Annotated in this window: 23 protein-coding genes and 4 pseudogenes; 18 read left to right on the top strand and 9 right to left on the bottom strand. The window is 60.5% G+C overall.

Going from position 1 to position 25,298, the window contains the following annotated elements:
* The first annotated feature begins 145 nt into the window (after nucleotides 1-145).
* The 5 genes from MUN79_RS24715 to MUN79_RS24730 all read left to right on the top strand — a co-directional run bounded on the left by MUN79_RS24715 (nucleotide 146) and on the right by MUN79_RS24730 (nucleotide 3,835).
* Nucleotides 146-991, top strand: a complete 846-nt coding sequence (locus MUN79_RS24715) for an SDR family oxidoreductase (RefSeq protein ID WP_244675171.1) — start codon at nucleotides 146-148, stop codon at nucleotides 989-991.
* A gap of 418 nt (nucleotides 992-1,409) precedes the next feature.
* Nucleotides 1,410-2,450 carry an N-acetylmuramoyl-L-alanine amidase family protein gene (locus tag MUN79_RS24720; RefSeq protein ID WP_244675172.1) on the top strand — a complete coding sequence of 347 codons (1,041 nt, stop codon included), beginning with the start codon at nucleotides 1,410-1,412 and terminating at the stop codon, nucleotides 2,448-2,450.
* 36 nt (nucleotides 2,451-2,486) lie between these two features.
* A complete protein-coding gene (locus MUN79_RS24725; RefSeq protein ID WP_244675173.1) occupies nucleotides 2,487-3,110 on the top strand; it encodes an ATP-grasp domain-containing protein in 624 nt (207 codons plus the stop codon).
* Entirely contained in the window at nucleotides 3,095-3,220 is a 126-nt protein-coding gene (locus tag MUN79_RS30395; protein ID WP_262922941.1) for a hypothetical protein, read from the top strand. Before MUN79_RS24725 ends, MUN79_RS30395 begins: the two co-directional genes overlap by 16 nt.
* A 36-nt stretch (nucleotides 3,221-3,256) precedes the next feature.
* Nucleotides 3,257-3,835, top strand: coding sequence for a HEAT repeat domain-containing protein (locus MUN79_RS24730; RefSeq protein WP_244675174.1), 579 nt, complete (start codon nucleotides 3,257-3,259; stop codon nucleotides 3,833-3,835).
* Nucleotides 3,836-3,891: 56 nt separating this feature from the next.
* On the opposite strand, the gene MUN79_RS24735 is transcribed toward MUN79_RS24730, so the two are convergent.
* Nucleotides 3,892-4,446: a hypothetical protein gene (locus tag MUN79_RS24735; RefSeq protein ID WP_244675175.1), complete on the bottom strand. Its 555-nt coding sequence runs from the start codon at nucleotides 4,444-4,446 to the stop codon at nucleotides 3,892-3,894.
* A 149-nt stretch (nucleotides 4,447-4,595) separates the two neighbouring features.
* Here MUN79_RS24735 and MUN79_RS24740 point away from each other — a divergent pair, with 149 nt between their 5' ends.
* The 3 genes from MUN79_RS24740 (at nucleotide 4,596) to MUN79_RS24750 (ending at nucleotide 8,084) form a co-directional block, all read left to right on the top strand.
* On the top strand, nucleotides 4,596-5,906 hold the full coding sequence (locus MUN79_RS24740) for a cystathionine gamma-synthase family protein (RefSeq protein ID WP_244675176.1): 1,311 nt from the start codon (nucleotides 4,596-4,598) through the stop codon (nucleotides 5,904-5,906).
* A 292-nt stretch (nucleotides 5,907-6,198) separates the two neighbouring features.
* Nucleotides 6,199-7,110: a DUF3667 domain-containing protein gene (locus tag MUN79_RS24745; protein ID WP_244675177.1), complete on the top strand. Its 912-nt coding sequence runs from the start codon at nucleotides 6,199-6,201 to the stop codon at nucleotides 7,108-7,110.
* 344 nt (nucleotides 7,111-7,454) lie between these two features.
* Nucleotides 7,455-8,084, top strand: a complete 630-nt coding sequence (locus MUN79_RS24750; RefSeq protein ID WP_244675178.1) for a hypothetical protein — start codon at nucleotides 7,455-7,457, stop codon at nucleotides 8,082-8,084.
* Between the two features lie 674 nt (nucleotides 8,085-8,758).
* Here MUN79_RS24750 and MUN79_RS24755 read toward each other — a convergent pair.
* The 7 genes and pseudogenes from MUN79_RS24755 to MUN79_RS32095 all read right to left on the bottom strand — a co-directional run bounded on the left by MUN79_RS24755 (nucleotide 8,759) and on the right by MUN79_RS32095 (nucleotide 16,498).
* Nucleotides 8,759-9,729 (bottom strand): annotated as a pseudogene (locus MUN79_RS24755) (deoxyhypusine synthase family protein).
* Between the two features lie 148 nt (nucleotides 9,730-9,877).
* Nucleotides 9,878-10,414, bottom strand: coding sequence for a hypothetical protein (locus MUN79_RS24760; RefSeq protein WP_244675179.1), 537 nt, complete (start codon nucleotides 10,412-10,414; stop codon nucleotides 9,878-9,880).
* A gap of 15 nt (nucleotides 10,415-10,429) precedes the next feature.
* On the bottom strand, nucleotides 10,430-10,966 hold the full coding sequence (gene hslV / locus MUN79_RS24765) for an ATP-dependent protease subunit HslV (RefSeq protein ID WP_100336811.1): 537 nt from the start codon (nucleotides 10,964-10,966) through the stop codon (nucleotides 10,430-10,432).
* A 170-nt stretch (nucleotides 10,967-11,136) separates the two neighbouring features.
* Nucleotides 11,137-12,696, bottom strand: coding sequence for a TonB-dependent receptor plug domain-containing protein (locus tag MUN79_RS24770; protein ID WP_244675180.1), 1,560 nt, complete (start codon nucleotides 12,694-12,696; stop codon nucleotides 11,137-11,139).
* The gene (locus MUN79_RS24775; protein ID WP_244675181.1) at nucleotides 12,693-13,709 is read right to left on the bottom strand and encodes a TonB-dependent receptor; all 1,017 of its coding nucleotides are present in this window, start codon (nucleotides 13,707-13,709) and stop codon (nucleotides 12,693-12,695) included. Before MUN79_RS24775 ends, MUN79_RS24770 begins: the two co-directional genes overlap by 4 nt.
* Nucleotides 13,710-13,893: 184 nt before the next feature.
* Nucleotides 13,894-15,638, bottom strand: a pseudogene (locus tag MUN79_RS24780) (pyruvate dehydrogenase complex dihydrolipoamide acetyltransferase).
* Between the two features lie 234 nt (nucleotides 15,639-15,872).
* A pseudogene (locus MUN79_RS32095) lies at nucleotides 15,873-16,498 on the bottom strand (histidine phosphatase family protein).
* 77 nt (nucleotides 16,499-16,575) lie between these two features.
* Between MUN79_RS32095 and MUN79_RS24795 the strand changes: the two are divergent.
* The 8 genes and pseudogenes from MUN79_RS24795 (at nucleotide 16,576) to MUN79_RS24830 (ending at nucleotide 23,267) form a co-directional block, all read left to right on the top strand.
* Nucleotides 16,576-17,019, top strand: coding sequence for a hotdog fold thioesterase (locus MUN79_RS24795; protein WP_244675183.1), 444 nt, complete (start codon nucleotides 16,576-16,578; stop codon nucleotides 17,017-17,019).
* On the top strand, nucleotides 17,016-17,627 hold the full coding sequence (locus MUN79_RS24800; protein ID WP_244675184.1) for a chorismate-binding protein: 612 nt from the start codon (nucleotides 17,016-17,018) through the stop codon (nucleotides 17,625-17,627). The genes MUN79_RS24795 and MUN79_RS24800 overlap by 4 nt, the downstream gene beginning before the upstream one ends.
* A 47-nt stretch (nucleotides 17,628-17,674) precedes the next feature.
* A pseudogene (locus MUN79_RS24805) lies at nucleotides 17,675-18,249 on the top strand (chorismate-binding protein).
* A 99-nt stretch (nucleotides 18,250-18,348) separates the two neighbouring features.
* Nucleotides 18,349-20,241 carry a 2-succinyl-5-enolpyruvyl-6-hydroxy-3-cyclohexene-1-carboxylic-acid synthase gene (gene menD, locus MUN79_RS24810; protein ID WP_262922942.1) on the top strand — a complete coding sequence of 631 codons (1,893 nt, stop codon included), beginning with the start codon at nucleotides 18,349-18,351 and terminating at the stop codon, nucleotides 20,239-20,241.
* Between the two features lie 64 nt (nucleotides 20,242-20,305).
* On the top strand, nucleotides 20,306-21,130 hold the full coding sequence (gene menB, locus MUN79_RS24815; RefSeq protein ID WP_244675187.1) for a 1,4-dihydroxy-2-naphthoyl-CoA synthase: 825 nt from the start codon (nucleotides 20,306-20,308) through the stop codon (nucleotides 21,128-21,130).
* A 122-nt stretch (nucleotides 21,131-21,252) separates the two neighbouring features.
* Entirely contained in the window at nucleotides 21,253-21,621 is a 369-nt protein-coding gene (locus MUN79_RS24820; protein ID WP_244675188.1) for a DUF6370 family protein, read from the top strand.
* A gap of 81 nt (nucleotides 21,622-21,702) precedes the next feature.
* A complete protein-coding gene (locus MUN79_RS24825; protein ID WP_244675189.1) occupies nucleotides 21,703-22,212 on the top strand; it encodes a hypothetical protein in 510 nt (169 codons plus the stop codon).
* A gap of 5 nt (nucleotides 22,213-22,217) precedes the next feature.
* Entirely contained in the window at nucleotides 22,218-23,267 is a 1,050-nt protein-coding gene (locus MUN79_RS24830; protein ID WP_244675190.1) for a hypothetical protein, read from the top strand.
* Between the two features lie 76 nt (nucleotides 23,268-23,343).
* Here MUN79_RS24830 and MUN79_RS24835 read toward each other — a convergent pair whose 3' ends face one another.
* Nucleotides 23,344-23,559: a hypothetical protein gene (locus tag MUN79_RS24835; protein ID WP_244675191.1), complete on the bottom strand. Its 216-nt coding sequence runs from the start codon at nucleotides 23,557-23,559 to the stop codon at nucleotides 23,344-23,346.
* Between the two features lie 181 nt (nucleotides 23,560-23,740).
* Here MUN79_RS24835 and MUN79_RS24840 point away from each other — a divergent pair, with 181 nt between their 5' ends.
* Both MUN79_RS24840 and MUN79_RS24845 read left to right on the top strand, forming a co-directional pair.
* Nucleotides 23,741-24,457: a DUF1266 domain-containing protein gene (locus MUN79_RS24840; protein WP_244675192.1), complete on the top strand. Its 717-nt coding sequence runs from the start codon at nucleotides 23,741-23,743 to the stop codon at nucleotides 24,455-24,457.
* A 67-nt stretch (nucleotides 24,458-24,524) separates the two neighbouring features.
* On the top strand, nucleotides 24,525-25,232 hold the full coding sequence (locus tag MUN79_RS24845; protein WP_244675193.1) for a M949_RS01915 family surface polysaccharide biosynthesis protein: 708 nt from the start codon (nucleotides 24,525-24,527) through the stop codon (nucleotides 25,230-25,232).
* Nucleotides 25,233-25,298 lie beyond the last annotated feature (66 nt).

The raw sequence follows: 25,298 nt of genomic DNA on the forward strand, positions 1-25,298 counted from the left end.
GTCGGTTGCAATAAATGGCGGCCTCGCCCGTCTCTTCAAGTGATTGTCTACCGGTCCTTACCCGTCTTTCCTATGCTTTACCTATTTGCCAGCCTGGCCCTGAGCACTCCGCTCTTTCCCGATTCCGAAATTCAACAACTAGGATATGATACCCAACAACGTATGGTTTGTAACCGGAGCCTCGAAAGGTCTGGGCCTGACGCTGGTGCAGAAGCTGCTGGCCCGGGGCTACCGGGTGGCGGCCACTTCCCGCAACTTGAGCGAGCTGCAGCAGGCCGCCCCGACTGACAACCCGAATTTCCTGCCCCTGCACATGGACCTTGGCAACGAGGCAAGCGTGCAGCAGGCCATTGCCACTACCATCAGCACTTTCGGCCGCCTCGATGTGGTGGTCAATAATGCGGGCTACGGCCAGGTAGGCGCCCTGGAGGAGCTCTCCGACCAGGAAGCCCGCCAGAACTTTGAGGTCAACGTGTTTGGCGTGCTCAATGTGCTGCGCGCTGCCACGCCCCACCTGCGGGCCCAGGGCGCGGGCCGGGTGTTTAATATTTCCTCCGTCGGCGGATTTTTTGGCTCGTTTCCCGGCTGGGGAATCTACTGTGCCACCAAGTTTGCCGTCGACGGCCTCACCGAGTCTTACGCCGCCGAGGTCCGGCCCTTCGGCATTCAGGCCACTACGGTGAAGCCCGGCTACTTCCGCACCGGATTTTTGGCAACCGGCTCCATCGGCCGGCCCCAGACACCTATCGGGGCCTACCAGTCGGTGCGCGACTCGCAGGCGCTGCACGATGAGCAGCTCAACGGCAACCAGCCCGGCGACCCGGAAAAAGCCGTAGCCGTGCTGATTCAAGCCAGTGAAGCCCCCGACCAGCCCCTGCACCTGTTCCTGGGCGAAGATGCCTACCAGATGGCGGCCAATAAAATCGGGGCCGTGCAGCAGGATATGCAGCAGTGGCAAGCCCTGGCTACGGCCACGGGGTTTGACAACTAATACCTCCGGTTCTGACGAGGCTGAGCCGACGCCATCCGTCCGCTGCGCAGCACAACATTCCCTTTATTAGAAAGCCCTTTCTCGTTTCGCACGGGAAAGGGCTTTTGCTTGCAGCGCCGGCAAAGCACCTGAATGGTCAGCGCATTTCACGTAAGAGCGTTTAGTTCATTCCAGTGGATGGATGGCGTTGGCTGCGCCTCGCCAGGACAAGCTGCCGCTGTAGGGGCATTTTATATTCTATATTCTGAAGATTTACTGCCTCTTTTGTAGTATCGTATGGCAAGAGCCGGCTGTCTGCCGTATGTAGAGCTTTTGTCTTTGGTCGGAACCCAGTGGGTTGACAAGGGGTGAATACGACTATTGCCTCCTGTTGCCTTCCTACACCCTTGTGCTTTTGCGAACTGCCTACTTTCTATTAGTGCTCCTGAGTCTGCTGACCGTGCAGACCTTTGCCCAGTCTTCCTACCGACGCGTAAAAGCCCGCAACGGCGACGGGGTAGAAACTCTGCTGCTGCGCAACGGCCTAAATCCGCGCCAGTATGGAGCCTCCTTTAAGCAGCTCAATAGGAAAAACCTGACCCGCCGCAACGGTCTGGTTACCGGCCGTACCTACCTGCTGCCCAAGCGCGCCGTTACCCGCAAAACCCCAGCCCGCACCACTCGAAGCACCCGCACGGCCCGTACCGCCACCGCCGCTCCGCAAGTCGTGGGCAAAGGCCCCATCAGCAAATCGGTTCTGTTTGGCCCCCGCTACGGGGCCCCCGCCGCCCGCTACGGCACGCTGCGGGGTGCGGTGTACTACCTGTCTTCCGGCCACGGCGGCCCCGACCCCGGCGCCATCGGCAAGTACGGTTCCTACAAGCTGGCCGAGGATGAGTACGCCTACGACGTGACCGTGCGCCTGGCCCGGGTGCTGCTCGAATACGGCGCTACGGTGTACGTGATGGTGCAGGACCCCAACGACGGTATACGCGACGAGAACGTGCTGCCCATGGACTACGACGAAGTGCAGTACCCCAATCTGCGCATCCCGCTCAGCCAGGTGCAGCGCCTGCGCCAGCGCATTGCCCAGGTCAACCGGCTGCACGCCCGCCACAAAGGAGCTTACCAGCGCCTGCTGGCCTTGCACGTCGACAGCCGCAGCGAGGGCCAGAACATCGACGTGTTCTTCTACCACCACGCCAACAGTCCCACGGGCGAACGGCTGGCCCGCAACATTCACCGGGTCTTTACCAGCCGCTACAAACGCTCCCAGCCCAACCGCCCCTACTCGGGCAACGTGTCGGAGCGCAGCAACCTGTATGAGGTGCGCAACAGCCACGCCGCGGCCGTTTTTATGGAACTAGGCAACATCCGCAACCAGAAAGACCAGCGCCGCTTCGTGGTGGCCGACAACCGGCAAGCCCTGGCCAACTGGATTGCCGAAGGCATCATTGCCGATTACCGGGGCAAGAAGTAGGTCCCGCTTTCCGCTCGAATTCGTCTACCGCTGCTTATGCGCGCTTATATCAACCAGGACGCGACTGGCGAATGGGCCAGCACCAACTGCTTTGCTGCCGCCGACGGGTTCCGGCAGATGGGCTGGGAAATTGTGCCGTTCCACCGCTTCAGCGAACTACTCCACGACGAGCCCGAAGACATTGTCGTCAGCCATATTGATGACGTGGAAGGCGCACTTCGGGCCCTGGGCTGCGCCGTGCCGCCCGCCCTGGACTACCCAGCCGAGCTGGCCCCGTTTCTGGGGCGGCGCCTGTGGCAATCGACCATCAACGAGGTAGCCGCCGACCCTTCGCAGTGGCCGGTGTTTGTGAAGCCCCGGCTGGCCCGCAAAAAGTTTACCGGCGTGCTGGTGCGCCACTTTCGCGACCTGGCCGGCTGCGGCGACCAGGCCGAAAATACGCCCGTATGGTGTGCCGAGCCCGTGCAGTTCGTGGCCGAGTGGTGCTGCTTCGTGCGCTACGGCGAGGTGCTGGCCGCCCAGCCCTACCGCGGCGACTGGCGCGCCCATTTCGACCCGCGCGTGGTAGAAGCTGCCGTGGCGGCCTATTCCGAAGCGCCCAAAGCCTACGCCCTCGACATCGGCCTTACCGCTGCCGGGCCACGTTGGTCATTGAAATAAATGAGGGCTACTCTATCGGGAGCTACGGCCTACCGCCGCTGCGCTATGCCAAGTTCCTGAGTGCCCGCTGGGCCGAGCTGACGGGCACTACTGACGCCTGTAACTTCTGAGCCCAGAGCTTCTTTTGCGTGTTTCCCTCCTAGCCTATGCGTAAAAAAGACCGTTTAGCCCGTTTGAAAGCTGCCGTGTTTTCTGGTAGCCGGGAAGCGGCGTACGGGGCCTGTCAGGCGCTGTACCACTTTGGCGGGGGCTTCAGCAAAACGGCGCAGCGCCGGTGCCACCGGTTTCTGGTGTCCTTGCTCGACCACGAAGACGCCCACATTCGCAATGCGGCGGCTCTCACTTTCCGGCACAACCGGGCCAGTTGGGCCGTGGCACCTCTGCTTTGCGCCCTGCACAACCCCGCCAACCTGCGCAGCCGGGGCACCCTGGCTTATGCGCTGGAGCAGCTGAACTGTCGCCGGCACCTGGGCTCCTTGTTTCGGGCGTTATTTGGGGCAGCCGGCAATAGCTGGGAAGTGCAGATGCACATTCTGACCATTCTGGAAACTCAAACCTTCACGTACACCCCGGCCGAAATCCGCCATATTCAGCAGCAGTGGGAAAGCCTCAAGCTCGACTGGAACCGGCTGAATAATATCCCCGTGGGGAGCGGTGCTAAAGGCGCGTTGGATGAAAAGTTAATCCAGCAGTTTGTGGATCAGTATGCGGCGGCTACTGACTAATTCAACCCCGGCTACAGTTCACGTGTGAGGGCCTGCTGAGCGGAGTTGATGAATCCTTAGGGCCAGATGGTATACGTGGCCTCGGGCGAGGTAATGGTGCCCGTCCAGGCCTTATGCTCCGTGGCTTCCCTACTGCTTTCAATAGAGTAAACAGCCCGCATCCGGCAGCTAACTCCGGGCCCGTTGATTTTTTTGCTGCGCGGTGAATTTTGCCATACGTCACCAATTTTGGGGTCTGTGTTAAAAGTTACAGGGAATACGAAGAAGCCGCCCGGCGCAATGGTTACCGTAGAAGCAAAATTCTTGTCCCACCCGCGGCCGGCTTTCACCGCTCGCACCTTACGGCCATCGGTGTACGTCAGGTCAAATGACAGCCCAAAATAGCCCCAGCTGTTCCACTCTTCGAACAAGTTAACTGGCCGCTCTGAAGTATTGGTAAGCAGGACGTAAAAGCAACCGGTATGATCAAAGCTGATAACCGGGCCTACTGAGACATTATTTGAATAATCGGTCGGAATAATGGTCAGCGTCAGGCGGGGCTTGGTTTGAGCAAAAGCCTGAGGAACCGTATCCAGCAGCAGGAGCAGCAAGAACAACGTAAGCTTTGACATAGAACTGGCGGCGTAGGGAAAGCAGGTTGACAAGAACACGCCCCAAAGCTACCCCAGCATCTTGGGCAACCAACCCCGCCGCCCGCCTACTTCCCGAGAAAAGTTACCTTCGTGGGACCCAATCTTCCATCCCACCCAACCCTTTTCTCATGACTAACCCCCATGACCACGCCCACATCGGCGGCCAGCAGCTGCGCCCCGAGAGTTTGATGATGAGCTACGGCTATACGCCCGCCTGGAGCGAAGGCGCCATCAAACCACCTATTTTCCAGACCTCCACTTTCGTCTTCACCAGCGCCGAGGAAGGCAAGGCCTTCTTCGAGTTGGCCTACGGCCTGCGCCAGGCCAACCCCGACGAGGAAATGGGCCTGATCTACTCCCGCCTCAACAACCCCAGCCTCGAAATCCTGGAGCACCGGCTTACGCTCTGGGACGGGGCCGAGGAAGCTGCGAGTTTCGCCTCGGGCATGGCTGCCATCAGCACCACCCTACTGGCTTTGCTGCAGCCCGGCGACGTAGTGCTGCACTCCGAGCCCGTGTACGGCGGCTCCGACTTCTTTCTCAAGAACGTGCTGCGCAAGTTCGGCATCGAGGCCCAGGGCTTTTTGCCCACGGCCACGCCCCAGGAACTCGAAGCCCAGGCCGCGGCCATTGCGCCCGGCCGCCTGGCCATGATTTTCGTCGAAACGCCGGCCAACCCCACCAACCACCTCGTAGACCTGGAAGCCTGCGCCGCCCTGGCCCGCAAGTATGGCTCTTCCGACAAGCCCGTGCGCCTCGTGGTAGATAATACCTTCCTGGGTCCGGTGTTTCAGCACCCCCTGAAGCACGGCGCCGACGTGGTGCTCTACTCGGCCACCAAGTTTCTGGGCGGCCACTCCGACCTGATTGCCGGGGCCGCGCTCAGCTCCAAGGCTCTGATGAAGGAAATCAAGGCCATGCGCACCTTTATGGGCACCATGTGCGACCCGAATACCGGCTGGATGCTGATGCGCAGCCTCGAAACCCTGAAGCTACGCATGGAGCGCGCCGCTACCTCGGCCCAGGTTATTGCCGACTGGCTCCGGGCCCACCCGCTGGTGGAGCGCACCTACTACCTCACCCACCTCGAGCACTGCCCCGTGCAACAGGATATCTACCAGCGCCACTGCCTCTCCCCGGGCTCCATGATTTCCTTCGACATCCGGGGCGGCGAGGCCGAGGCGTTCCGCTTCCTCAACGCCCTGAAGCTGATTAAGCTGGCCGTAAGCCTGGGCGGCACCGAAAGCCTGGCCGAGCACCCGGCCACCATGACCCACTCTGATATCACCGTCAAAGACCAGCGCACGATGGGCATTACCGCTCAGATGATCCGCCTCAGCATTGGCGTGGAAGACCCGCAGGATTTAATGCTGGATCTGAGCCAGGCCTTCGAGGCCGTGGGAATGCCCAAAGAAGTGCGCGTAGCGGAGCTGGCGTAAGCTTGCTAAACTTTCAAGAAGACCGTCATGCAGAGCATGTGGCGCATCAAGCCAGTGACGAAGCATCTCGCGTGCTGATGTGGCCAGGCTCATTCTAATTACCAGGGCACGCGAGATGTCTCCCGGTGGTCGACATGACGCCACCGTAGTAAGCCAATCTATTCCCAGTCCGGGTGCCGCGACTGGTACCTGTAAGTATTATAAAGCCTGCCGCTGAATTCAGCGGCAGGCTTTTTTGCTTGCAACTTCTGGAATAAGTGGCTTTCTTTCAAAAATATCCACTCTGCTTTATATGGAAGCCACATCTACTTTTGCTATTGACCTCGCCCTGGCCGGCTCCGGGCACGGGGCCACGGGAGGCCACGTCCCCGGGCACGGCCCCGCCACCTGCCTCAACTGCGGCACGCACGTACCCGAGCGGTTCTGCGGGCACTGCGGGCAGGATGCTCACCACACTCACCGCCTCAACCTGGCCCACATGCTGCACGAGATTCCGCACAGCATCTGGCACGTGGACAAGGGCATTCAGCACTCCATCTGGAACATTTTGCGCCGGCCCGGCACCACCATCCGCAGTTACCTGGCCGGGCAGCGCAAGTACCACTTTCCGCCCTTGTCCCTGCTGCTGCTCGTGACCGGGACCTACGCCTTTCTTTTCGCCGTGCTGCACATCGACATAGTGCCGCCCCGCGACCCGGCCATGCCCGAGGCCGTGTGGCTGGCGCAAAAGGACGCTGCCAGTTTCATGGCTAAGTACATGAGCTGGGTGTACGTGGGGCTGGTGCCGCTCATCGCCATCTTTGCCCGCCTGTTTCTGCGCCGCGGGGGCTACAACTACGCCGAGTGCCTGGTCATCGTGGCCTTTATCACGGCTATCTGCAATTTTCTGACCCTGCTCACCTTCCCCATCGTGTATTTCTACTCCGGCACGCCGCAGGTTCAGCTAGTGAGCTACGTGGTATCCGCCCTCAGTCTGGGCTATGCCACCTGGGCCTATGGGGCCATGCTGGCCCATACCGGTATGAGCCTGGCGGGCCGGCTGCTGCGAGGCTTCTTTCCCTTCCTGCTGGGCATTATGCTGCCCTCCATGCTGATGGGGTATATCATGATGAGCCGGCAACCAGATGCCGTTAAAAAGGAATACGGGCAGTACCTGCTCCGAAAGCAGCAGGCCAAGGCAGCCCCCGCGCCGGCCCGGCCCTAGGCGTCCGTTGCCGCTTTTTGCCCCGGTAGCAAAGCCCGCCGCTGCAGGTCAGCGGCGGGCTTTTTTTACCGTCTCCCGCATCTACGTTACCTGCCCTCGTACCTGTTTACAAGCCCATCCGACACGTGCCGCAGGAAGCCGCTCGCCCGCCGACGGCCCCCGACAGATGTCCAAGGGTCTTGTATGATTTTACAAGCCGCTCCGCCGCGTGTCAGATGCCGTTGTAAACAGTTACGACGGCATCTGACTCGCGGCGGAGCGGCCTGTTTTTTCTACGGGGACGGTAGCCGTTCAGCTTTAAAAGCTGATATATTGCTCAGGTTCCATCACTTATCATTACCCCTATGTTCTTACCTTTTTTAAAGAATCCGTTTCTTTCCCCGCGCTTCAGCCGCGAAGACTTCCGCGACCTGATGGCCGGCCACCTGAGCCGCCTCACGAGCCAGAACCAGGAAGGCCGCTACACCGCCCAGATTAGCTCCCTGCAACCCCACCACACTACCTACGCCCGCTTTCTGGCCGAGCAAAGCGAGGCCATCGGCGAGCAGCTAGGCAGCACCGGCGAAGTGCAGCAACTGCTGGCCGACTTCCAAGCCTTTGCCAAGAATGAGCTGCTAGTGGATGTGGAGTATCAGTTTAAGCGCAAAAAGCCCAATGCCGCCGCCCTGACGGAGTTTTTGCCCAAGGGCCGCAAGGAATACAACAAGGCCACGCTGCTCACGCTGCCCACCCTGCTGGAGCGCACCGCCACCCTGACGCAGAAATTCAAGGCCGAGCTCGGGCCGACCTGGCTGCCCAGGCCGCCGCCTTACAAGCCGCCTACACCGCCGCCCGCGACGCCCAGGGCCAGAGCAAAGGGGCCGTGCAAGACGACAGCAAGCAGGAAAAAAAGCTACGCAAAGCCGCCGCCCGCCAGCTCAAGCTCAACCTGCTGGAGCAAGTCAAGCTGCATATCGACGAGTCTGACGCGGTAAAGGCCCTCTACGACCCGAAGTGGTTTTCGCAACCCACCAATGACGGCGCGAAAAAGTAGGCGGCCCGATACAGCGTCTAAACAAGAACTCACATGGGCTATACTCTCCGAGCTTTTATTGGTCGCACAGCGGATGCACAACTACTGGCGAATCAATGGCCTGGTGCTAGTACTGTGGCCATTGGGAATAGCTTGTCTATTCTCCCGATGACGGATGACCTCTACGATGAACTGAACGACTATGCTCAGTCAGAAGCCATTGCGCCATTTGTCTTTTTGACTACTCGAATAGAAGCGAAGCTTTTGACCCTCATCGGCCCGGTCTGTCTTGGGTATGTAGAGGCAGACTACTTTGGAGGGACCGGAACTCAGGCAGCCATTTGGTGGCAATCCGGGGAGCGGGGTTGGCGGTCTGAAGCTACAGCAGGCTCTATCAATCGGCTGTTACGGCAGTTAGGCGTAACAGCCGGATATGGCAGAGATGAATTTGATACCGTGGGATTGAGTCGGTACCGCCATACGGAGGACTGGATTTCGTCCTGACAGATTCTCAATGAAGCACCTTTTCTTAAGCTGATTTCCTGGGGCTTCGGCGTAAATACAAGTATACTAATCAGTAAAAAGCCCGCCGCTGAACGTCAGCGGCGGGCTTTTTACGAAACGTTAGGCAAACAACTATTGCCCCAGCACCATGGCAAACACCAGCGGGGCCACGATGGTAGCGTCCGACTCGATGATGAACTTGGGCGTGTCCTGGCCCAGCTTGCCCCAGGTAATCTTCTCGTTGGGCACGGCACCGGAGTACGAGCCGTACGAGGTGGTCGAGTCCGAAATCTGGCAGAAGTAGCCCCACAGCGGCACGCTGGTGCGGCCCAGGTCCTGGTGCAGCATCGGTACCACGCAGATGGGGAAGTCGCCGGCAATGCCGCCGCCAATCTGGAAGAAGCCGACCTTGCTTTCCTCGGTAGCCTGCTGGGTGTACCAGTCGGCCAGGTAAATCATGTACTCAATGCCCGTGCGCACGGTGTGCACGTTCTGGATGTCGCCGCTGATGACGTGGCCGGCGAAGATGTTGCCCAGCGTGGAGTCTTCCCAACCGGGGCAGATGATGGGCAGGTTTTTCTCGGCGGCAGCCAGCATCCAGGAGTCCTTGGGGTCAATCTGGTAGTACTGCTCCAGCTCACCCGACTTGAGGATCTGGTAGAAGAACTCGTGGGGAAGTACCGCTCACCGGCTTTGTCAGCCTGCTCCCAGAACTTCAGTACCGAGTGCTCCAGGCGGCGCATGGCTTCCTCTTCGGGAATGCAGGTGTCGGTTACGCGGTTCATGTGACGCTCCAGCAGGGCCTGCTCGTCGGCGGCCGTCAGGTCGCGGTAGTTGGGCACCCGCTCGTAGAAGTCGTGGGCTACCAAGTTGAAGATATCCTCTTCCAGGTTGGCACCGGTGCAGCTGATGATTTGCACCTTGTCCTGGCGGATAAGCTCAGCCAGCTGGATGCCCATTTCGGCGGTGCTCATGGCGCCGGCCAGGGTAATCATCATCTTGCCGCCTTCGGCCAGGTGCTTGTTGTAGCCTTCGGCGGCGTCAATCAGGGCAGCGGCGTTGAAGTGGCGGTAGTGGTGCTTGAGGAAGTTCGTTACGTTCATCGAAATCGGGTTGTTCTGTAGTAGTGGGTGTGCGGTTTACAATCAAATAGCAGCTCCGAATCGTTCAATGTTTGTACACTATATCCAAGAATCTGAATAGCGTACCATTGCGGCTGGGTTGCTCACAAAAAAGGTGGTGCAGGGCGGCTTACTGGTCGAAATGCTTTTTCAACAGGGCCGCCGGAATGGTGGCGTTCCAGGCATCGTAGTCCTCGTCCATGCCAGTAGCGTAAAAGACGAAGTCGTCGGTGCGGGGCAGCTTATCGAAGCTCAGGCGGGGCGTAACTTCGGTTATCATCTGGTGAAACTGCTGAATCAGCGCTTCGCTGTCGTCCTCGTCCTCGTCCTCGTCCTCTTCTTCCTGCCAAAACGCTTCCTCGTAGCCGCTCAGCAACTCTTCGGTGCGCTCCGACTGCGGGGCTTCAACGTGGTCGGCATACTGATACCAGGCGGCCGGATCATTCACGTCAACCTGCTGAGCCAGCGCCTTGTGGGGCAGCACGAGGCTGTTGACGGAGCCCTGCGAATCGAAGTACAGGCAGAAGGCCACAATGGGACCGTCCTCGGGGTGCTGGGCGCCATACGTATCCAGAAACGCCTGCGTGTCGGCCCGCACTGATTCGCCCAGGGCCTGGAAGTCAAACTTTTTCTTTTTCGCCACGGTCAGAACGTTTGGCAGCTTCAAGACGACAGCCAGGCCTTAGCTGGGCTGTTCAATCATCAGGTTGTGGTTGGTGTAGATGCAGATGTCGGCGGCAATGTGCAGGGCATCTTCCACCATCTGGCGGGCCGTGAGGTGGGGCGCGTGCTTCTTCAGAGCCAGGGCGGCGGCCTGGGCATACATGGCCCCCGAGCCGATGGCGGCCACGTCGGAGTCGGGCTCGAGCACGTCGCCGGTGCCGGCAATGATGAGCAGCTCGTCTTTGTCGGCCACGACCATCATGGCTTCGAGCTTGCGCAGGTACTGGTCTTTGCGCCACTCCTTGGCCAGCTCAATGGCGGCCCGGCGCAGCTGCCCGCCGTAGCCGTTGAGCTTTTCCTCAAACTTGTCGAGCAGCATGAAGGCGTCGGCCGTGGAGCCGGCAAAGCCCGTGACGACTTTGCCGTCCTGGAGCTTGCGCACCTTGCGCACGTTGCTCTTGGCCACGTGCTTGTCCATAGTGGCCTGGCCGTCGGCGCCGAGGGCAATTTCGCCGTTGTGGCGGATGCCGAGCACGGTAGTGGAGCGGATTCTCATAGGTGTAATCAGTTGTCGGTGACCCGTCAGCTTTTGCCCAAAACATGCGTCATCCTGAGCAAAGCGAAGGACCTTATCTGGCTGGAACGAGAAGCATTGTTACGACTCGTTTTAACCAGATAAGGTCCTTCCTTCGTCAGGATGACAGGTACTAGGTAGCTGGCGCCTGCTTAGAAACGGGCCTGCAATTTAGCAAAGTAAAACCGACCGTTCGCGCCCATCTGCACCGGGTCCCAGGCGCCGCCGCTTTCCGTCTGCTGCGGATCGAACAGTGTGGGATACACATTGCCCAGGTTGGAGCTGCCGATGGCCAGCTGAATATGGTCGCTGAGCGAGTAGCTTAAGGTCAGGTCGGTCGTGATGCGAGGGTCAAAGTTCATCGGTTTGCCGTTCCAGCCAATGAGGGTCACCTCGTCGAAGCGCACGAAGCGCAGCAGTGCGCCCCACTTGCTGACTTTGTAGTCGAAGGTCAGGTTGATCTTGGACGGCGGGGCCGAGGCTTTCACGAAGGCCTGCTCCCGGGCCCCGAAAAACTCCTCCTCCCGGCCCGTGAGGCGGCCCGAGGTCTGCACCCGGTCGATGCGCAGGCGGTTGAAGTTGGCCGCCAGCGTCGAGTTGAGCCGCCCACTGGTGCCTAGCGTGGCGGTGTGGCTCAGCACCACGTCGAGGCCCAGGGAGCGGGTATCGGCCGCGTTGGCAAAGAACTGCGCCTGTCCCACGTTCAAAGCCTCCAGGTCGGCCCCAATAACCGGGTCGAGGATGGTGTTGTCTTCGTCGTTGGGGTCGGGAATGCGGGCGGCAAACTGGCTGGTGAGCACCACCCGGTCTTTCACCTGAATGTAGTAGCCGTCCAGGGTCAAGGTCAGCGAGGAGCCGATGCGGCTGGTCAGGCCGATGTTGGCGCTGTTGGAGGTTTCCTGCCGCAGGCTCGGAATGCCCAGCTTCTGCGTGACGGGGTTGTTGTTGCGGGCCAGCAGCACTTCCACCGGCTGCCCGTTCACGAAGTTGGTAAAGGTGGAGTTGAAGTTGATCTGGGCCAGGGAAGGCGCCCGAAAGCCGGTGCTGTAGGTACCGCGCAAGGTCAAAAACTCGGTCAGGTTGTAGCGGGTGGAGGCTTTGTAGTTGAGCGTACCGCCGAAGTCGGTGTAGTGTTCGTAGCGCAGGGCCGCAGCAAGCAGCCACTGGGGCGTGATGCTCAGCTCGGCGTCGAGGTACACGCCCAGGTTATCGCGCTCGGCCTTAATAGCGTCGCCGGGCTGGTAGCCGGGAAAGCCCTGGGAGCCGCCGGTGACTTCCACGTCGGGGTCGGTATTGTAGTTGGCCCAGGAGCTTTGCTCGCCCGCAAACAGTGAGTACCATTCGTGGCGCCACTCGGCGCCGGCGGCCACGTTAAGGCCCTGGAGCACGGTTTTGTAGTTGCGCGTGAGGCCCAGGCTCTGCACCTGCTGCTGTAGCTGGAAGCCGCCCGCGTCGAAACTGGTGGGTGAACTGGCACCCAGGGACGTATTCAGCGAGTTGCGCACCCCGTACTCGAAGCGGTTGGAGCCGAAGTTGTTGCTGATATCCACGTCCCACTCGCCCAGGCGGGTGCGCAGGCCCACCACGGCTGAGGCATCCCAGATGTCGCTGGTAATAATGGGGTCGAAGCCATTAGGGTAAATAGCCGGCACGTTACGGTCATCATTGACAAAGCGAGTCCAGGCGAAGGCGTCGCCCTTACGCTTGTTCACGCCCCGAACACGTACACCGACGTGCGCTCATCCACGGCAAACTTGGAGTTCAGGTACGCCGAGGCATTCGACACCTGCGGGTCGCCGTACTCGCGGCGCAGTAGGCCGTCTATGCTGGGCACGTTAGCGCGCTGGGTGTGCTGGCGCTGGTTGAAATCGAGCGTGGCGTTGACAAAGCTGCCCCGCTCGCCCAGGCCCACGCCGTAGTTGACGTTGGCATTGAAGTTGCCGCCGTCGAATTTCTGGTCGTCAAAGCGGTATTTGGCGTCGTAAGCACCGTAGTTTACACTAGTGGTCAGCTCTTTCACCGATGATTTGAGCACGATGTTAATCACCCCGGCAATGGCGTCGGAGCCGTACTGGGCGGCGGCGCCATCGCGCAGAATCTCGATTCGCTCGATGCTGGCGGCCGGAATGACATTCAAATCGGTACCCGTATTGCCGCGGCCGCGGGAGCCGAACAGGTTCACCAGAGCCGACTGGTGCTGGCGTTTGCCGTTCACGAGCACCAGGGTCTGGTCGGGGCCCAGGCCGCGCAAGGAAGCCGGGTCCACGTGGTCGGCCCCATCGGAGCCGGTCTGGCGGTTGGAGTTGAAGGACGGGGCCACGAATTGCAGCAGCTGGTTTACATCGAGCTGCCCGGTGCGGGTCGTTACCTCCCGCAAATCAATGATGTCGACCGGGGAGGGCGAATCGGTTACGGAGCGGTTCTGACTGCGGGAGCCCACCACCTGCACCGTGCCTAGGCTGGTAGTAGCCTCGGCCAGACTCACGCTGATTTCCCCACTGCCGGTCGCTACTTCCTGGGGCGCAAAGCCGATGGAGCTGATGACCAAGCGCGGGCTGCTGGCGCGCGACGACAAGGTGAAGCGGCCGGCATTATCGGTTGCCGTGCCATTGTTCGTCCCTTTCTCCACCACCGTAGCGCCGATTACGGGTCGGCCCGCGGCATCCTTTACCACCCCACTTAGCGTCGTCTGACTTTGCCCCAGGCCGTAACACTGGTCAGGCACATGGCTACTGCAACTACATTCTTCCGCATATTTCCATTACACTAGTGAATACTGCGGGGCCACGGCAATAAAGCCCCTTGCCAGCAAGTATAGCGCTTTTGCAATGAAGTAGGTTAGGCAACAAAAAAACCAGCCGGTTCGGGCTGGTTTTTTTGTTATTGGCAATAATTACTACCTGACGTTATCAGATCATCAAACGCAGTGGGTCTTCGAGTAGGCTCTTGAGCGTCTGCAGGAAGGCCGCGCCGGTAGCGCCGTCCACCACGCGGTGGTCGCACGAGAGGGTTACCTTCATGATGTTGCCGATGGCCAGCTGACCGTCTTTTACCACAGCCGTCTGCTTGATGCCGCCCACGGCCAGGATGCAGGCATCCGGGGGTTGATGATGGCCGTGAACTCGTCGATGCCGAACATGCCCAGGTTCGAAATGGTGAAGGTGCTACCCTCCCACTCGGCGGGCTGCAGCTTCTTGCTCTTGGCTTTGCCGGCCAGCTCTTTCACTTCGGTGGCAATAGCAGCCAGGCCTTTACCGTCGGCGTTGCGCACTACCGGCACCAGCAGACCTTCGTCCACGGCTACGGCCACGCCAATGTTGACCACCTTGTTCTGGCGAATTTTGTCGCCCAGCCACGAGGAGTTGACGGCCGGGTGCTGCTTCAGGGCCACGGCAGCGGCTTTGATAACCAAGTCGTTGAAGCTGAGCTTCACCGGCGACAGGGTGTTGAGCTGGGTACGCACTTCCATGGCCCGGTCCATGAGGATTTCCATCGTCAGATAGAAATGCGGGGCCGTAAACAGGCTTTCCGAGAGGCGGCGGGCAATAACCTTGCGCATCTGCGACACGGGCGTGTCGGTATAGGTACCGTCGGCGGGCTGAGCAGCGGGAGCAGCGACCGGAGCCGGAGCGGCAGCCTGCGGCGCAGCAGCCGGGGCCGGAGTAGCCTGGGGAGCGGTGGCCGGAGCCGGAGCAGCAGCAGGCTGAGCGGCGGGAGCGGCGCTGGGCTGGGCGCTTTCCAGGTCGCGCGACACGATACGGCCGTTTTCGCCCGAGCCTTTAATAGTAGTCAGGTCAATGCCTTTCTCGCGGGCAATGCTCTTAGCCAGCGGGGAGGCAAACAGACGGCCACCAGTAGTAGCAGCCTGGGGGGCAGCAGCGGCCGGAGCTGAAGCAGCCGGAGCGGCAGCAGGAGCAGCGTCGGCAGGAGCAGCTTCAGCGGGAGCAGCAGCCCCGCCCGACTGGCCACCGAGCAGGCCCTGAATGTCGGCACCTTCTTCACCGATGATGGCCAGAATGCCATCCACAGCTACGGCTTCACCTTCTTTAGGACCGATATAGAGCAGCGTACCGTCGTCGTAATTTTCCAGCTCCATCGTCGCCTTATCGGTTTCGACTTCGGCCAGCACGTCGCCGGACTTCACTTTGTCGCCTACTTTTTTCTGCCAGGAGGCAATGGTGCCTTCCGTCATCGTGTCGCTCATCTTGGGCATCCGGATAACGGTAGCCTTTTTGCCGTTGCTGGCAGCCGCCGGCGCAGCGGGCGCCGGAGCTGGAGTTGGGGCGGGAGCAGCAGGTGCGGGAGCCGGGGCTTCGGCAGCGGGTGCCGGGGCAACAGCTGGAGCTTCGGCCGCTACCGGAGCGGGAGCAGCGCCACCGCCCTGAATCTGGCTTAGCAGGCCGGAAATATCTTCTCCTTCTTTTCCCACAATGGCCAACACGCCATCCACGGGCACCGATTCGGTTTCTTTAGGACCAATGTAGAGCAGGGTGCCGTCTTCGTAGTTTTCCAGCTCCATCGTGGCCTTGTCGGTTTCTACTTCGGCCAGGATATCCCCGGATTTGACTTTATCACCCACCTTTTTGAGCCACGCCGCAATGACCCCTTCGGTCATGGTGTCGCTCATTTTGGGCATTTTTATGATTTCGGCCATCTGCGTCTTCGAGTGTGTTGTGTAGGGTCAAAATTAGCCCGAAAATCTTCGGGTGCAAACAATAACGTAGCGTTCGGACGGATAGGCAGAACAGCGAATTTTCGCCTTCCTAACCCCAACCGGTAGTATTGGCATATTGCTATTTGCTGTCTTAACGGCCTACGTCCTTCTTTAGGAGCTTTTAACCCAACGACTTCCGAGGGTTTGGGCATCCCCAAGTACGGCAGCCGGGCCCTAGCTGGGGCAGTCCTGCAAATGCGCTACGTCCAGAAAGCTATTCACGGAAAACAGGCTGCCGGTGTAGTGAATCTTGTAGAGGCACAAGTTGCGGTGCTCGAAGCTGTCCATAGCGCTGAGGGGGTAGTTGAGCAGCTGACAGAGCAGCACGCGCATGGCCCGGCCGTGCATGCACACCAGCACGGTTTCCTCTTCGGGCCGGCTGCGCAAGAGCTCAATAAAAGGCTGCTGCCGGGCCGCTACCTCATCCGGACTTTCTCCCCGAGCAGGCGGGCGTGGGTTTCGCCGCGCCGCCACTGCTGCAGCACCCCATTGTATTCCTCGTCTTCTTCGGGCGTGATGCGCATGCCCTCGCGCACGCCCCAGCTAATCTCGTTGAGGCCGCTGTGTTCTTCGTGGGGCAAACCCAGATCCAGAAAAGCCTGCACCGACTGATGGGTGCGCTTCAACGTAGACGTGTACACCTTGTCGAAGGGCAGGTGCTGGTAGGCCGCAAAAAAGTGGGCCGCCTGCCGGTGGCCGGCCGCGTTCAGGTCCGAATCGACGCCCGAGCCCTGCACAATGCCGGCCACGTTGAAATCGGTCTGCCCGTGTCGGATGAGGTATATTTTTTTGACGCTCACTTTCCCGCTAGCTTTGTTGTTTGGCCCCGAAAGTACTGCTTCGAGGCCCTAAATCCGTTTATTTCCGCACATACTGCATGGCACATCCTACCGCCGACCTGGCCCAGCTCAACGCCTGGTGCCGCAATACGTTGGGCGAACACCTTGGTATTGAAATAACTGAAGTCGGCGACCGGCTGCTGGTGGGCCGCATGCCGGTAGACCACCGCACCCACCAGCCCATGGGCCTGCTGCACGGCGGCGCCTCGGTGGCCCTGGCCGAAACCCTGGGCAGCATTGGGGCCGCCCTGCAGGTTGACGTACGCAAAAAAGCCTGTGTGGGGCTGGAAATCAACGCGAATCATCTGAAAGGAGTGCATTCAGGCTGGGTAGTGGGCCGGGCCACGGCCCTGCACGTGGGCCGCAGCACCCAGGTTTGGGAAATTCGCATCACCCACGAGGAAACCGGTATGCTGGTGTGCGTAAGCCGCATTACCATGGCCGTAATCGACTTGCCGGCCAGCGCCGAGCCCAAAGCATGAGCACACCGCAGCCGCGGACGGTAGCCTCCTGGCCGGGCCCGGTGCCGGCTCCGCCCCAGCAGCTTCAGCAGCTGCTTACCTTTGCCCTGCAGCAGCAACTGCCGGTGGCGGTTTGGCGCCTACCCGGCAGTGAGCACGCCCAACTGTGTCTGAGCTTGTCGGCCGAAGCAGCGCTGACGGGCCTGCCCCCGGCCCTGACGCCGGAAGCGCCGGCCGGTTTCGCCTTTTTTCCGTTCCGCGACTCCGACCACAACCCGGCCCTGTTTCTGCCGGCCGACATCTACTGGCACGCCGAAGTACCCGACCAGCTCCACCTCGACCCGACCGACAGCCGGGCCAGCCAGCTGCTGGCATTTCTGGCCACTGAGCACGCCAAAAACCCTGCGCCCCTGCCCTGGCACCTGAGCACCCAGCCGGTGCCGCACACGGCCAGTCAGCAGGAGTATTATCAGTTGGTGGAAACCGGCGTGGAAGCCATTAAAAGCGGACAGGTAGTAAAAGTAGTGTCGTCGCGGGCGGCGCGGCGGCCTCTGCCCGAAAACTTCGACGCGCTGCGGGCTTTTCGGGATTTGTGCTCCCGCTACCCCGGGCTTTCGTGTCGCTGGTGAGTGCGCCGGGCGCGGGCACTTGGCTGGGCGCCTCGCCGGAAGTGCTGGTGGAAGTGGATGAGCAGGGCGTGTTTCGTACCATGGCCCTGGCCGGCACTCAGGCGTTGGCCCCGGGCGCCCTGCCCCAGCACGCCATCTGGCGGCAAAAGGAAATTGAGGAGCAAGCCCTGGTGGCGCGCTACATCGTGAGCTGCTTCAAGCAATTGCGCCTGCGCGAATACGAGGAAACCGGGCCCCGCACGGTGGTAGCGGGCCAGTTGCTGCACCTGCGCACCGACTTTGCCGTGAACCTGCGCCAAGTGCCCTTCCCTACCCTGGGTACCGACATGCTGCGCTTACTCCACCCCACTTCGGCCGTGGGTGGTATGCCCAAACAGGCGGCCCTGAGCTTTTTGCAGGAACACGAAGGCTACGACCGGGCGTACTACAGCGGCTTTTTGGGCCCAGTAAATCTGCCCCAGGCCGGCGTTTCGCGCTTATTCGTAAACTTGCGCTGCCTGCAACTTCACCCCAGCAGGCCGTTCTGTATGCAGGCACCGGGCTGACGATCGACTCCGACCCGGAGCGCGAATGGCAGGAAACCGAAATGAAGCTAAGCACGATTGGCGCCATCTTGCGGTGAGATGGAGAGATGGTGAAATGGTGAGTTTGTTGTTCCGCAGGCGCGGAGCTGCGCCACCACTCCATCACCTCACTAGCTCACCATTTCACTATCTCACCTATGCAGGCAGTCTATAATATCGCGGAAATCTGTGCGCAGATGGGCATTACCGACGTGGTGTTGTCGCCGGGTTCCCGCTGTGCGCCCCTCACGATTTCCTTTGCCCGCCATCCCCGCATTAAGGTGCGCACTGTGCCTGATGAGCGGGCCGCGGCCTTTATTGGGCTGGGCCTGGCGCAAAGTCAGCGGCGGGCCGTGGCCCTGGTCTGCACCTCGGGCACGGCGGGCCTGAACTATGCGCCGGCCGTAGCGGAGGCCTATTTCCAGCAGATTCCGCTGGTGGTGTTTACCGCCGACCGGCCGCCGGAATGGATAGATCAGCTCGACGGGCAAACCATCCGACAAGCCGATTTGTACGGGGCCCACGCCAAGGGCACGTTCACGTTTCCGGCCGATACCACGCACGCGGATGCCAAGTGGCACTCGGCCCGCATCGTGTCGGAAGCCATCAATCTGGCCCAGCAGTTTCCGGCCGGACCGGTGCAGGTAAATGTGCCGCTGCGGGAGCCGTTTTACCCCAAAGCCGGCGAGGAGCTGACCTTCGAGGCTGTGCGCGTTATTCAGGAAACGGCTACCAAACCCATGCTGCCGGGGCCGGAGCTGGTGGCCCTGCGCCACGCGCTGCGCCAGACGCCCCGCGTGCTGGTGGTGGCCGGGCAGCAGCCGCACTCCGACGCGCTGCTGCTGGCCTTACGCCAGTTCACGGGCGCCTACCAGATTCCGGTGGTGGGCGACGTTATTTCCAACCTGCACCAGCCGGTGGGAGCCAACTACGACCTGCGCACGGCTCCGCTGGGCAAGCAGGACGTGTTTATGGCCGTGCCCGAGCCGGGCCTGAAGGAAGCTTTGCGGCCCGACCTGCTTATCACCTTCGGCCAGTCGTTGATTTCCAAGGCCCTGAAGCTGTACCTGCGCGAGGCCCAGCCCGCCCAGCACTGGCACGTGCAGGCCGCCGGGCCGGTGGCCGACACGTTCAAGTCCCTGACCCGCATCATCCGCCTCGACCCGACCACCTTCTTCGAGCTGCTGGTCGCTACCGACTACTCCTTATTCGGCGGCCTGACCTCGGCCGAAGACACCGCGGCTGCGAAAGGCACAGCAGACAGTCACAACGATGCTGAAACGCCGGATACGGGTTCGATTCCCGTCGCGAATACGTCGCGGCTGACGTGGCCGACGAGCGGCTGGGCCCTGACGGAAAAAGACGCGGCCACCAAAACGGCCTACCGCACACCCTGGTACAAGGCCGAAAGCTGGGCCAAGGAATTTCTAACCGACTTTCTGGCCCGGCCCGACCAGCCGTTCAACGAATTCACGGCCTTTCAGCACGCCCTGCGCCACCTCACCGATGGCACGGCCCTGCACCTGGCCAACAGCATGGCCGTGCGCTACGCCAACATTCTGGGCATGCCGGAAAACCGGAGCGTGGAGGTGTTTGCCAACCGCGGTACCAGCGGCATCGACGGCTGCAACAGCACGGCCGTGGGCGCGGCCCTGGCCCAGCCCGAGCGGCCCGTGGTATTGATGACCGGCGACGTAGCCTTTTTCTACGACCGGAACGCGTTTTGGCAAAACTACCCGACGCCCAACCTGCGCGTAATTCTGTTTAACAACCACGCCGGGGGCATTTTCCGCCTTATCGACGGGCCGCGGCAGCAGCCGGAGCTGGAGGAGTTCTTCGAAACCCACCAGCCCCTAACGGCCGAAAATACCTGCCGCGACTTCAACCTGCGCTATTTCACGGCCGGTACCTTTGCCGAGCTGAAATTGGCGCTATCCGCTTTCTTTGCACCCGTAAGCGGCGCGGCACTGCTGGAAATCACCACCGACAGCGCCACTAACGCCGCTTTCTTCGAAGAATACCGCAAAGCCGTGAAAACTGCTTTCATTTAACCTTGTTACTCTACCCGTCGGGCTGCGCCTGACGGGCACGAACAACGATTTTTTCCTTCCTTCTATGGCCGAACAAATCACCTGGACCCCGATTAAGGAGTTCCGCGAAATCCTCTTCACCTTCCACGAGGGCATCGCCAAAATCAGCATCAACCGTCCCCAGGTCCACAATGCCTTCACCCCGCTCACGGTGCAGGAAATGATTGAGGCCATGGACATCTGCCGCAACCGCACCGACATCGGCGTGGTGGTGCTTACTGGCGAGGGCGGCAAGGCCTTCTGCTCAGGCGGCGACCAGAGCGTGCGGGGCCACGGCGGCTACGTGGGCGAAGACACCGTACCCCGCCTGAACGTGCTGGACCTGCAGAAAATGATTCGCTCGATTCCTAAGCCCGTGGTAGCCATGGTGGCCGGCTGGGCCATCGGGGGCGGCCACGTGCTGCACGTGGTGTGCGATTTGAGCATTGCTGCTGATAACGCCCGCTTCGGACAGACCGGCCCCAACGTGGGCTCGTTCGACGGCGGTTTCGGCGCTTCGTATCTGGCCCGCGTGGTGGGGCAGAAAAAGGCCCGCGAAATATGGTTTCTCTGCGACCAGTACAACGCTCAGGAAGCCCTGGATATGGGCCTCGTAAACAAAGTGGTACCCCTGGAGCAACTCGAGGAAACCACGGTGGCTTGGTGCAAAAAGATTCTGGAGAAAAGCCCGCTGGCCCTGCGCATGCTTAAGTCTTCGTTCAACGCGGAGCTCGACGGGCAGGCCGGCATTCAGGAGCTGGCCGGCAACGCCACGCTGCTCTACTACTTGTCGGAGGAAGCCAAGGAAGGCAAAAACGCCTTTATCGAGAAGCGCAAGCCTGATTTCTCGAAGTTTCCGAAGTTTCCGTAACCGAGCGGTACTCCCTAGGCTCTCTTTTAACTGCCGGCCCTTGCCCAGGGCTGGCAGTTTTCTTTTTACGCGGGGCCAGTCCTTCGTTATATTGCCGCTGCCTCATTACAAACTCCTGCCTCATGAAATCATTACTTTTCCTGCTGCTGCTCAGCCTTTCATCGGTTGCGGCAGTCCGGGCTCAGTCTGCTACCGCTGCGGGGGCCACAACACCCGCCGGGCCTGATAAAACCAAAGAAGTGCGGGTAGTGGAAGCCTCCTGCGGGCAGTGCAAGCTGGGGCTGCCGGGCAAAAGCTGTGATTTGGCCATTCGCTTCGATGGCAAAGCCTATTTCGTGGATGGCACCACCATCGACTCGCACGGCGACGCCCACGCCAAGGACGGCTTCTGCCAGGCTATCCGGCAAGCCGAGGTGCAGGGCGAAGTGGTCGACAACCGGTTTAAGGCCACTTATTTCCAACTCCTGCCCGCTGCGCCCAGCGGCAAATAGCCGGCCTCTGCTGCCGAGCCCCACGGCGGTACTACTGGTGCCGCTGTTTCAGACGTCTTTCATCCCCCTGCTGCTTAACCCATGGCCGACTACCTGATAAAATCAACCGACACGCGCACCTTTACCCTGCTGGCCGAGGCCGCCGTGCTCGGCGAGTTGAAGTACACCGAGTGGTTTTCCTTTAAAGCCATGCTGGTCTTGACCAACGGCCCGTCGTTGCGCATCGAGCCCCGGGGCTTTTGGGGCACCACCATCGAGGCCAAGGACGGGGATGTGGTGGTGCTCAGCTTCAAGATGAACTGGGACGGCAACATCGTGTTGAAGTCCCGCCTGGGCGGCACAAACCGGGCCTTCGTGCTCAAAAACCAGGGACTGACCAAGAGTGGCTACGTGCTGCTCGACAAGCACGGTCAGGAGCTGCTGACCATCCGCCCCGACTTCAAATGGAACAAAATCAACAATGACTACTCGGTCAGCAGCTCCGAGCTATTCGAAACCTTTGCCAGCAAAGAAACCCTGGTGCTGATGGCCATTCACTGCGCCAACTACTACATGACGATGGCAACAACCATGATTGCCACTACTATCTAACTGCTTTGCGTTATTTTCATTCTTTCCGCCGCAGGCTAAAGTCATGCCTCACGGCCGCCCTGCTGGCGGTGCTGCCCCTAAGCAGCCAAGCCCAGCAAACTACCCAGCTGCGGGTGCAGCCCCTCACGCTACCCCGGGAGCTGGCCAGCCCCGACAATCAGTTTTCGGGCCTGTTTGTCAGCCAGAACCAGTTGTTTTTGTTATCCGAAAGCCGCCTGCTGGACGCGGACAAGCCCGAAGGCAAGCTCTACGCCATTGGCCTGCCCGACTTAGACCGTAAGCTTACCGATACGGCCTACGTGCTGCCCTACCGCAAGTACCACCTGGCCGGCCTGGAGCTGCTCAAGGATAAGATTGTGGCCGCCGGGCAGGTGTACGAAGGCCTGGAAGCCATGCTGGTAGATGGCCCGACGGTGTATTTGGCGGTAGAAACCGCCACCGCCTCGCCCAACTGCTACCTGCTGCAGGGCCAATTGCAGGACTCGGCCGTGGTGATGAACCCCGATTTTCTGGTTTCCGTGGTTAAGCCTACCGCTCCCGACGGCAGCCGCATCTACAATGCCGGCTTTGAGGCCCTGGTGCAGGATAAAAAGAGCCTTACCGCGTTTTTCGAGTTCAACTCCTTTGCCGCCGGCAACTTCGCCTATCCATTCAGCAAGCAACTCCCCGGAGCCCTGACTCCGCTACCGCCCGTTGCCTTGCTGCCCCTACCCTTCCGGATTACGGACCTCACGCCCACTGGTAAAAACCGGTTTACGGCCCTCAACTATTTCTTCAAAGGCGACGACGATAAAGCCTACCGCCCCACCGACACCGACCCAAACAGTGCGTTGGTGAAACAGGCCGGCACTTACCGCAGCTACTGCCGCCTCATTGAGCTTAAGCGCCGCGGCAAAGCCTACCGGTGGAAGCCCCTGGCGGAATTTCCGGCCGAGTACATGGCTTACAACTGGGAGGGAATTGCGGCCTACCGCCGGGGCTACTTTATCATCAACGACAAGTACACGCCCGCCAAGCCCTACCGCTCGACGCTGCTCTACCTGGAGCCGCGTTGACGCGTAGCAGTCTAACCTGCCCACAAAAAAACAGCGCCACCCGGCTTGGGTGGCGCTTGTTGCTTGTGCTGACTCTCTAAAATATTGACCCGTACGCGGCGCAGCCCTCACACCAGCCGAAAAAGTTGCGGAGCCGCTCGTGCTTCGCCTGCTTCTTGCGGCGCTTGCGGGCTTTACGGGCAGCTTCGGCGGCGGGGTCCTGAACGGGCGCGGCGATGCTACGCAGCGTGAGGTAGCGGCGGAAGACGAAGGTGCGAACCAAGGCAAACGGAGTGGGGCTGGTGGCAGACATGGCGTTTGGGGGATGGTGGTTACCTAAGATACAGCTTTATTGGGTTCACTGTCAAGCTCAAGCGGCCCTCCCGCCTGCCGGCCCAGGCGGGTACCATGTGGCAAGTGCGGGAGTTTTGGCTATTTAGCGGCGGCAATAGACTTTTTGCCGCCTTATATCCTCTTTATTCTACCGCTAGCTTATGCGTGAATGGCTTCGCTCCGTGTCCATTTTTCTGAGCAACAAGAAAATAGCCGCCATTGAGCTCGAAAACGAGAATCTGCGGCAATACGGGGCCCGGGACCTGGCCGGCTTCGACCTGACCCAGCCTGTGCGCCAGCCCACGCCCACCGAAATTCGGGCCCTGGCCACTGGCGCCATCCTGTTTTTCTACGGCGACAACCCTATCCGGATTCTACCCCAGCTCAAACCCGAGGAGTTAGTAGAGCGCAAGGCCGCCACGGCCCAGTGGTGGGGCATTTACGACACCGACGATGCCCTGGAAGTGCTGCAAAGCCTGCGGCAGGAAGGCCACCGCCACAAATTTCAGGGCCAGCTCAAACGCGAGTCGCTGCAGTGGTACAACCGGTTTGCCGCCAACCCCTTCCTGAAGTCGCGCGCGGTAACCAACGTGGGAGCCTGGGACTACGCCCGCCTGGTGAACGTGGCCCGCTGGTGCTACGACTACGGCTACCTGAGCTGGGAGCAGGCCTGGCCCTTTATCGACGCGGGCACCCGCCTGGCCTTGCGCGACTATGACTCCTGGGATAGTTTTGCGGCCGGCTTCGTGGCGGGCCGCCTGATGTGGGACGTGGACAACGACAGCCACGGCGACATTGCCGAAATAGCCCGCTACCTGCTCGAGTCGCGCGTGAGCCCGTGGCGCGACATTCCCTGGCAGCCCTACCCGGTAGAATAAGCGCCCGAGCCTGGTTTCCTATTCCGCTTCTTGCCCGGCCGCCGGTACTGTCCCTGATTTTCTTTGCATGAACCTTCGTACTCTGTTACTGCTGGCCGTTTGGCCCGGGAGTTCGGGCCTCGCCCAAACCCCACCTGTGAGCAGCGTTATCCTCTCCCCGACCGAGGTAGCAGCCCTGTTACCCGAGGCCAGCCGGCCGGCACTGAGCGTGGTATACCCCATTTTTCGGGTGTACAAAAACACCGACAAAACCGGGGTAAGCTACTGCGTGCTGACGGAAAGCCGGGACCAGCTCGATGAGGAAAAAAAGCCCATCAGCAGCCGTATCAAGGCCGTGACGCTGCGGGAAACGAGCGGCAAGCTGACCAAAAGCTGGGAGGTCAACGACTTTATTTCAACGGAGAAAGAGGAAACCTCTATCTGGTTCTGGACCAAGTTCGCCAGTTTCCAGGACTACGACCACGACGCGGTAATTGACCCGATTCTGGTGTATGGTACCGCCGCCCAGGGTGCCGACGACGGCCGCGTTAAATTCATTATCTATTACCGGGGCCGGAAAATAGTGTTGCGCCACCAGGCCGGCGACCTGGACATTCAGCGCAACATACAGGTAGACAAAGCCTTTTACACCCTGCCGGCGCCACTGCAGGCGGCCGTGCGGCAAAAGCTGGCCTTGCTCGAAGAGCGGGAGCTAACTATTCTGCCCCACGGCTGGCAGAAGGCCATGGCCAAGAAAGCCACCTTTATCAACGACTCGTACTACAGCAGCAAGTAGCCAAGAAGCCCAACTCGTAACTACAGGCGCTTGATTTCCAGCTTCAACCACATTCGGAAAGCTTTC

Source organism: Hymenobacter cellulosilyticus, from assembly GCF_022919215.1.
Lineage (GTDB): Bacteria > Bacteroidota > Bacteroidia > Cytophagales > Hymenobacteraceae > Hymenobacter > Hymenobacter cellulosilyticus.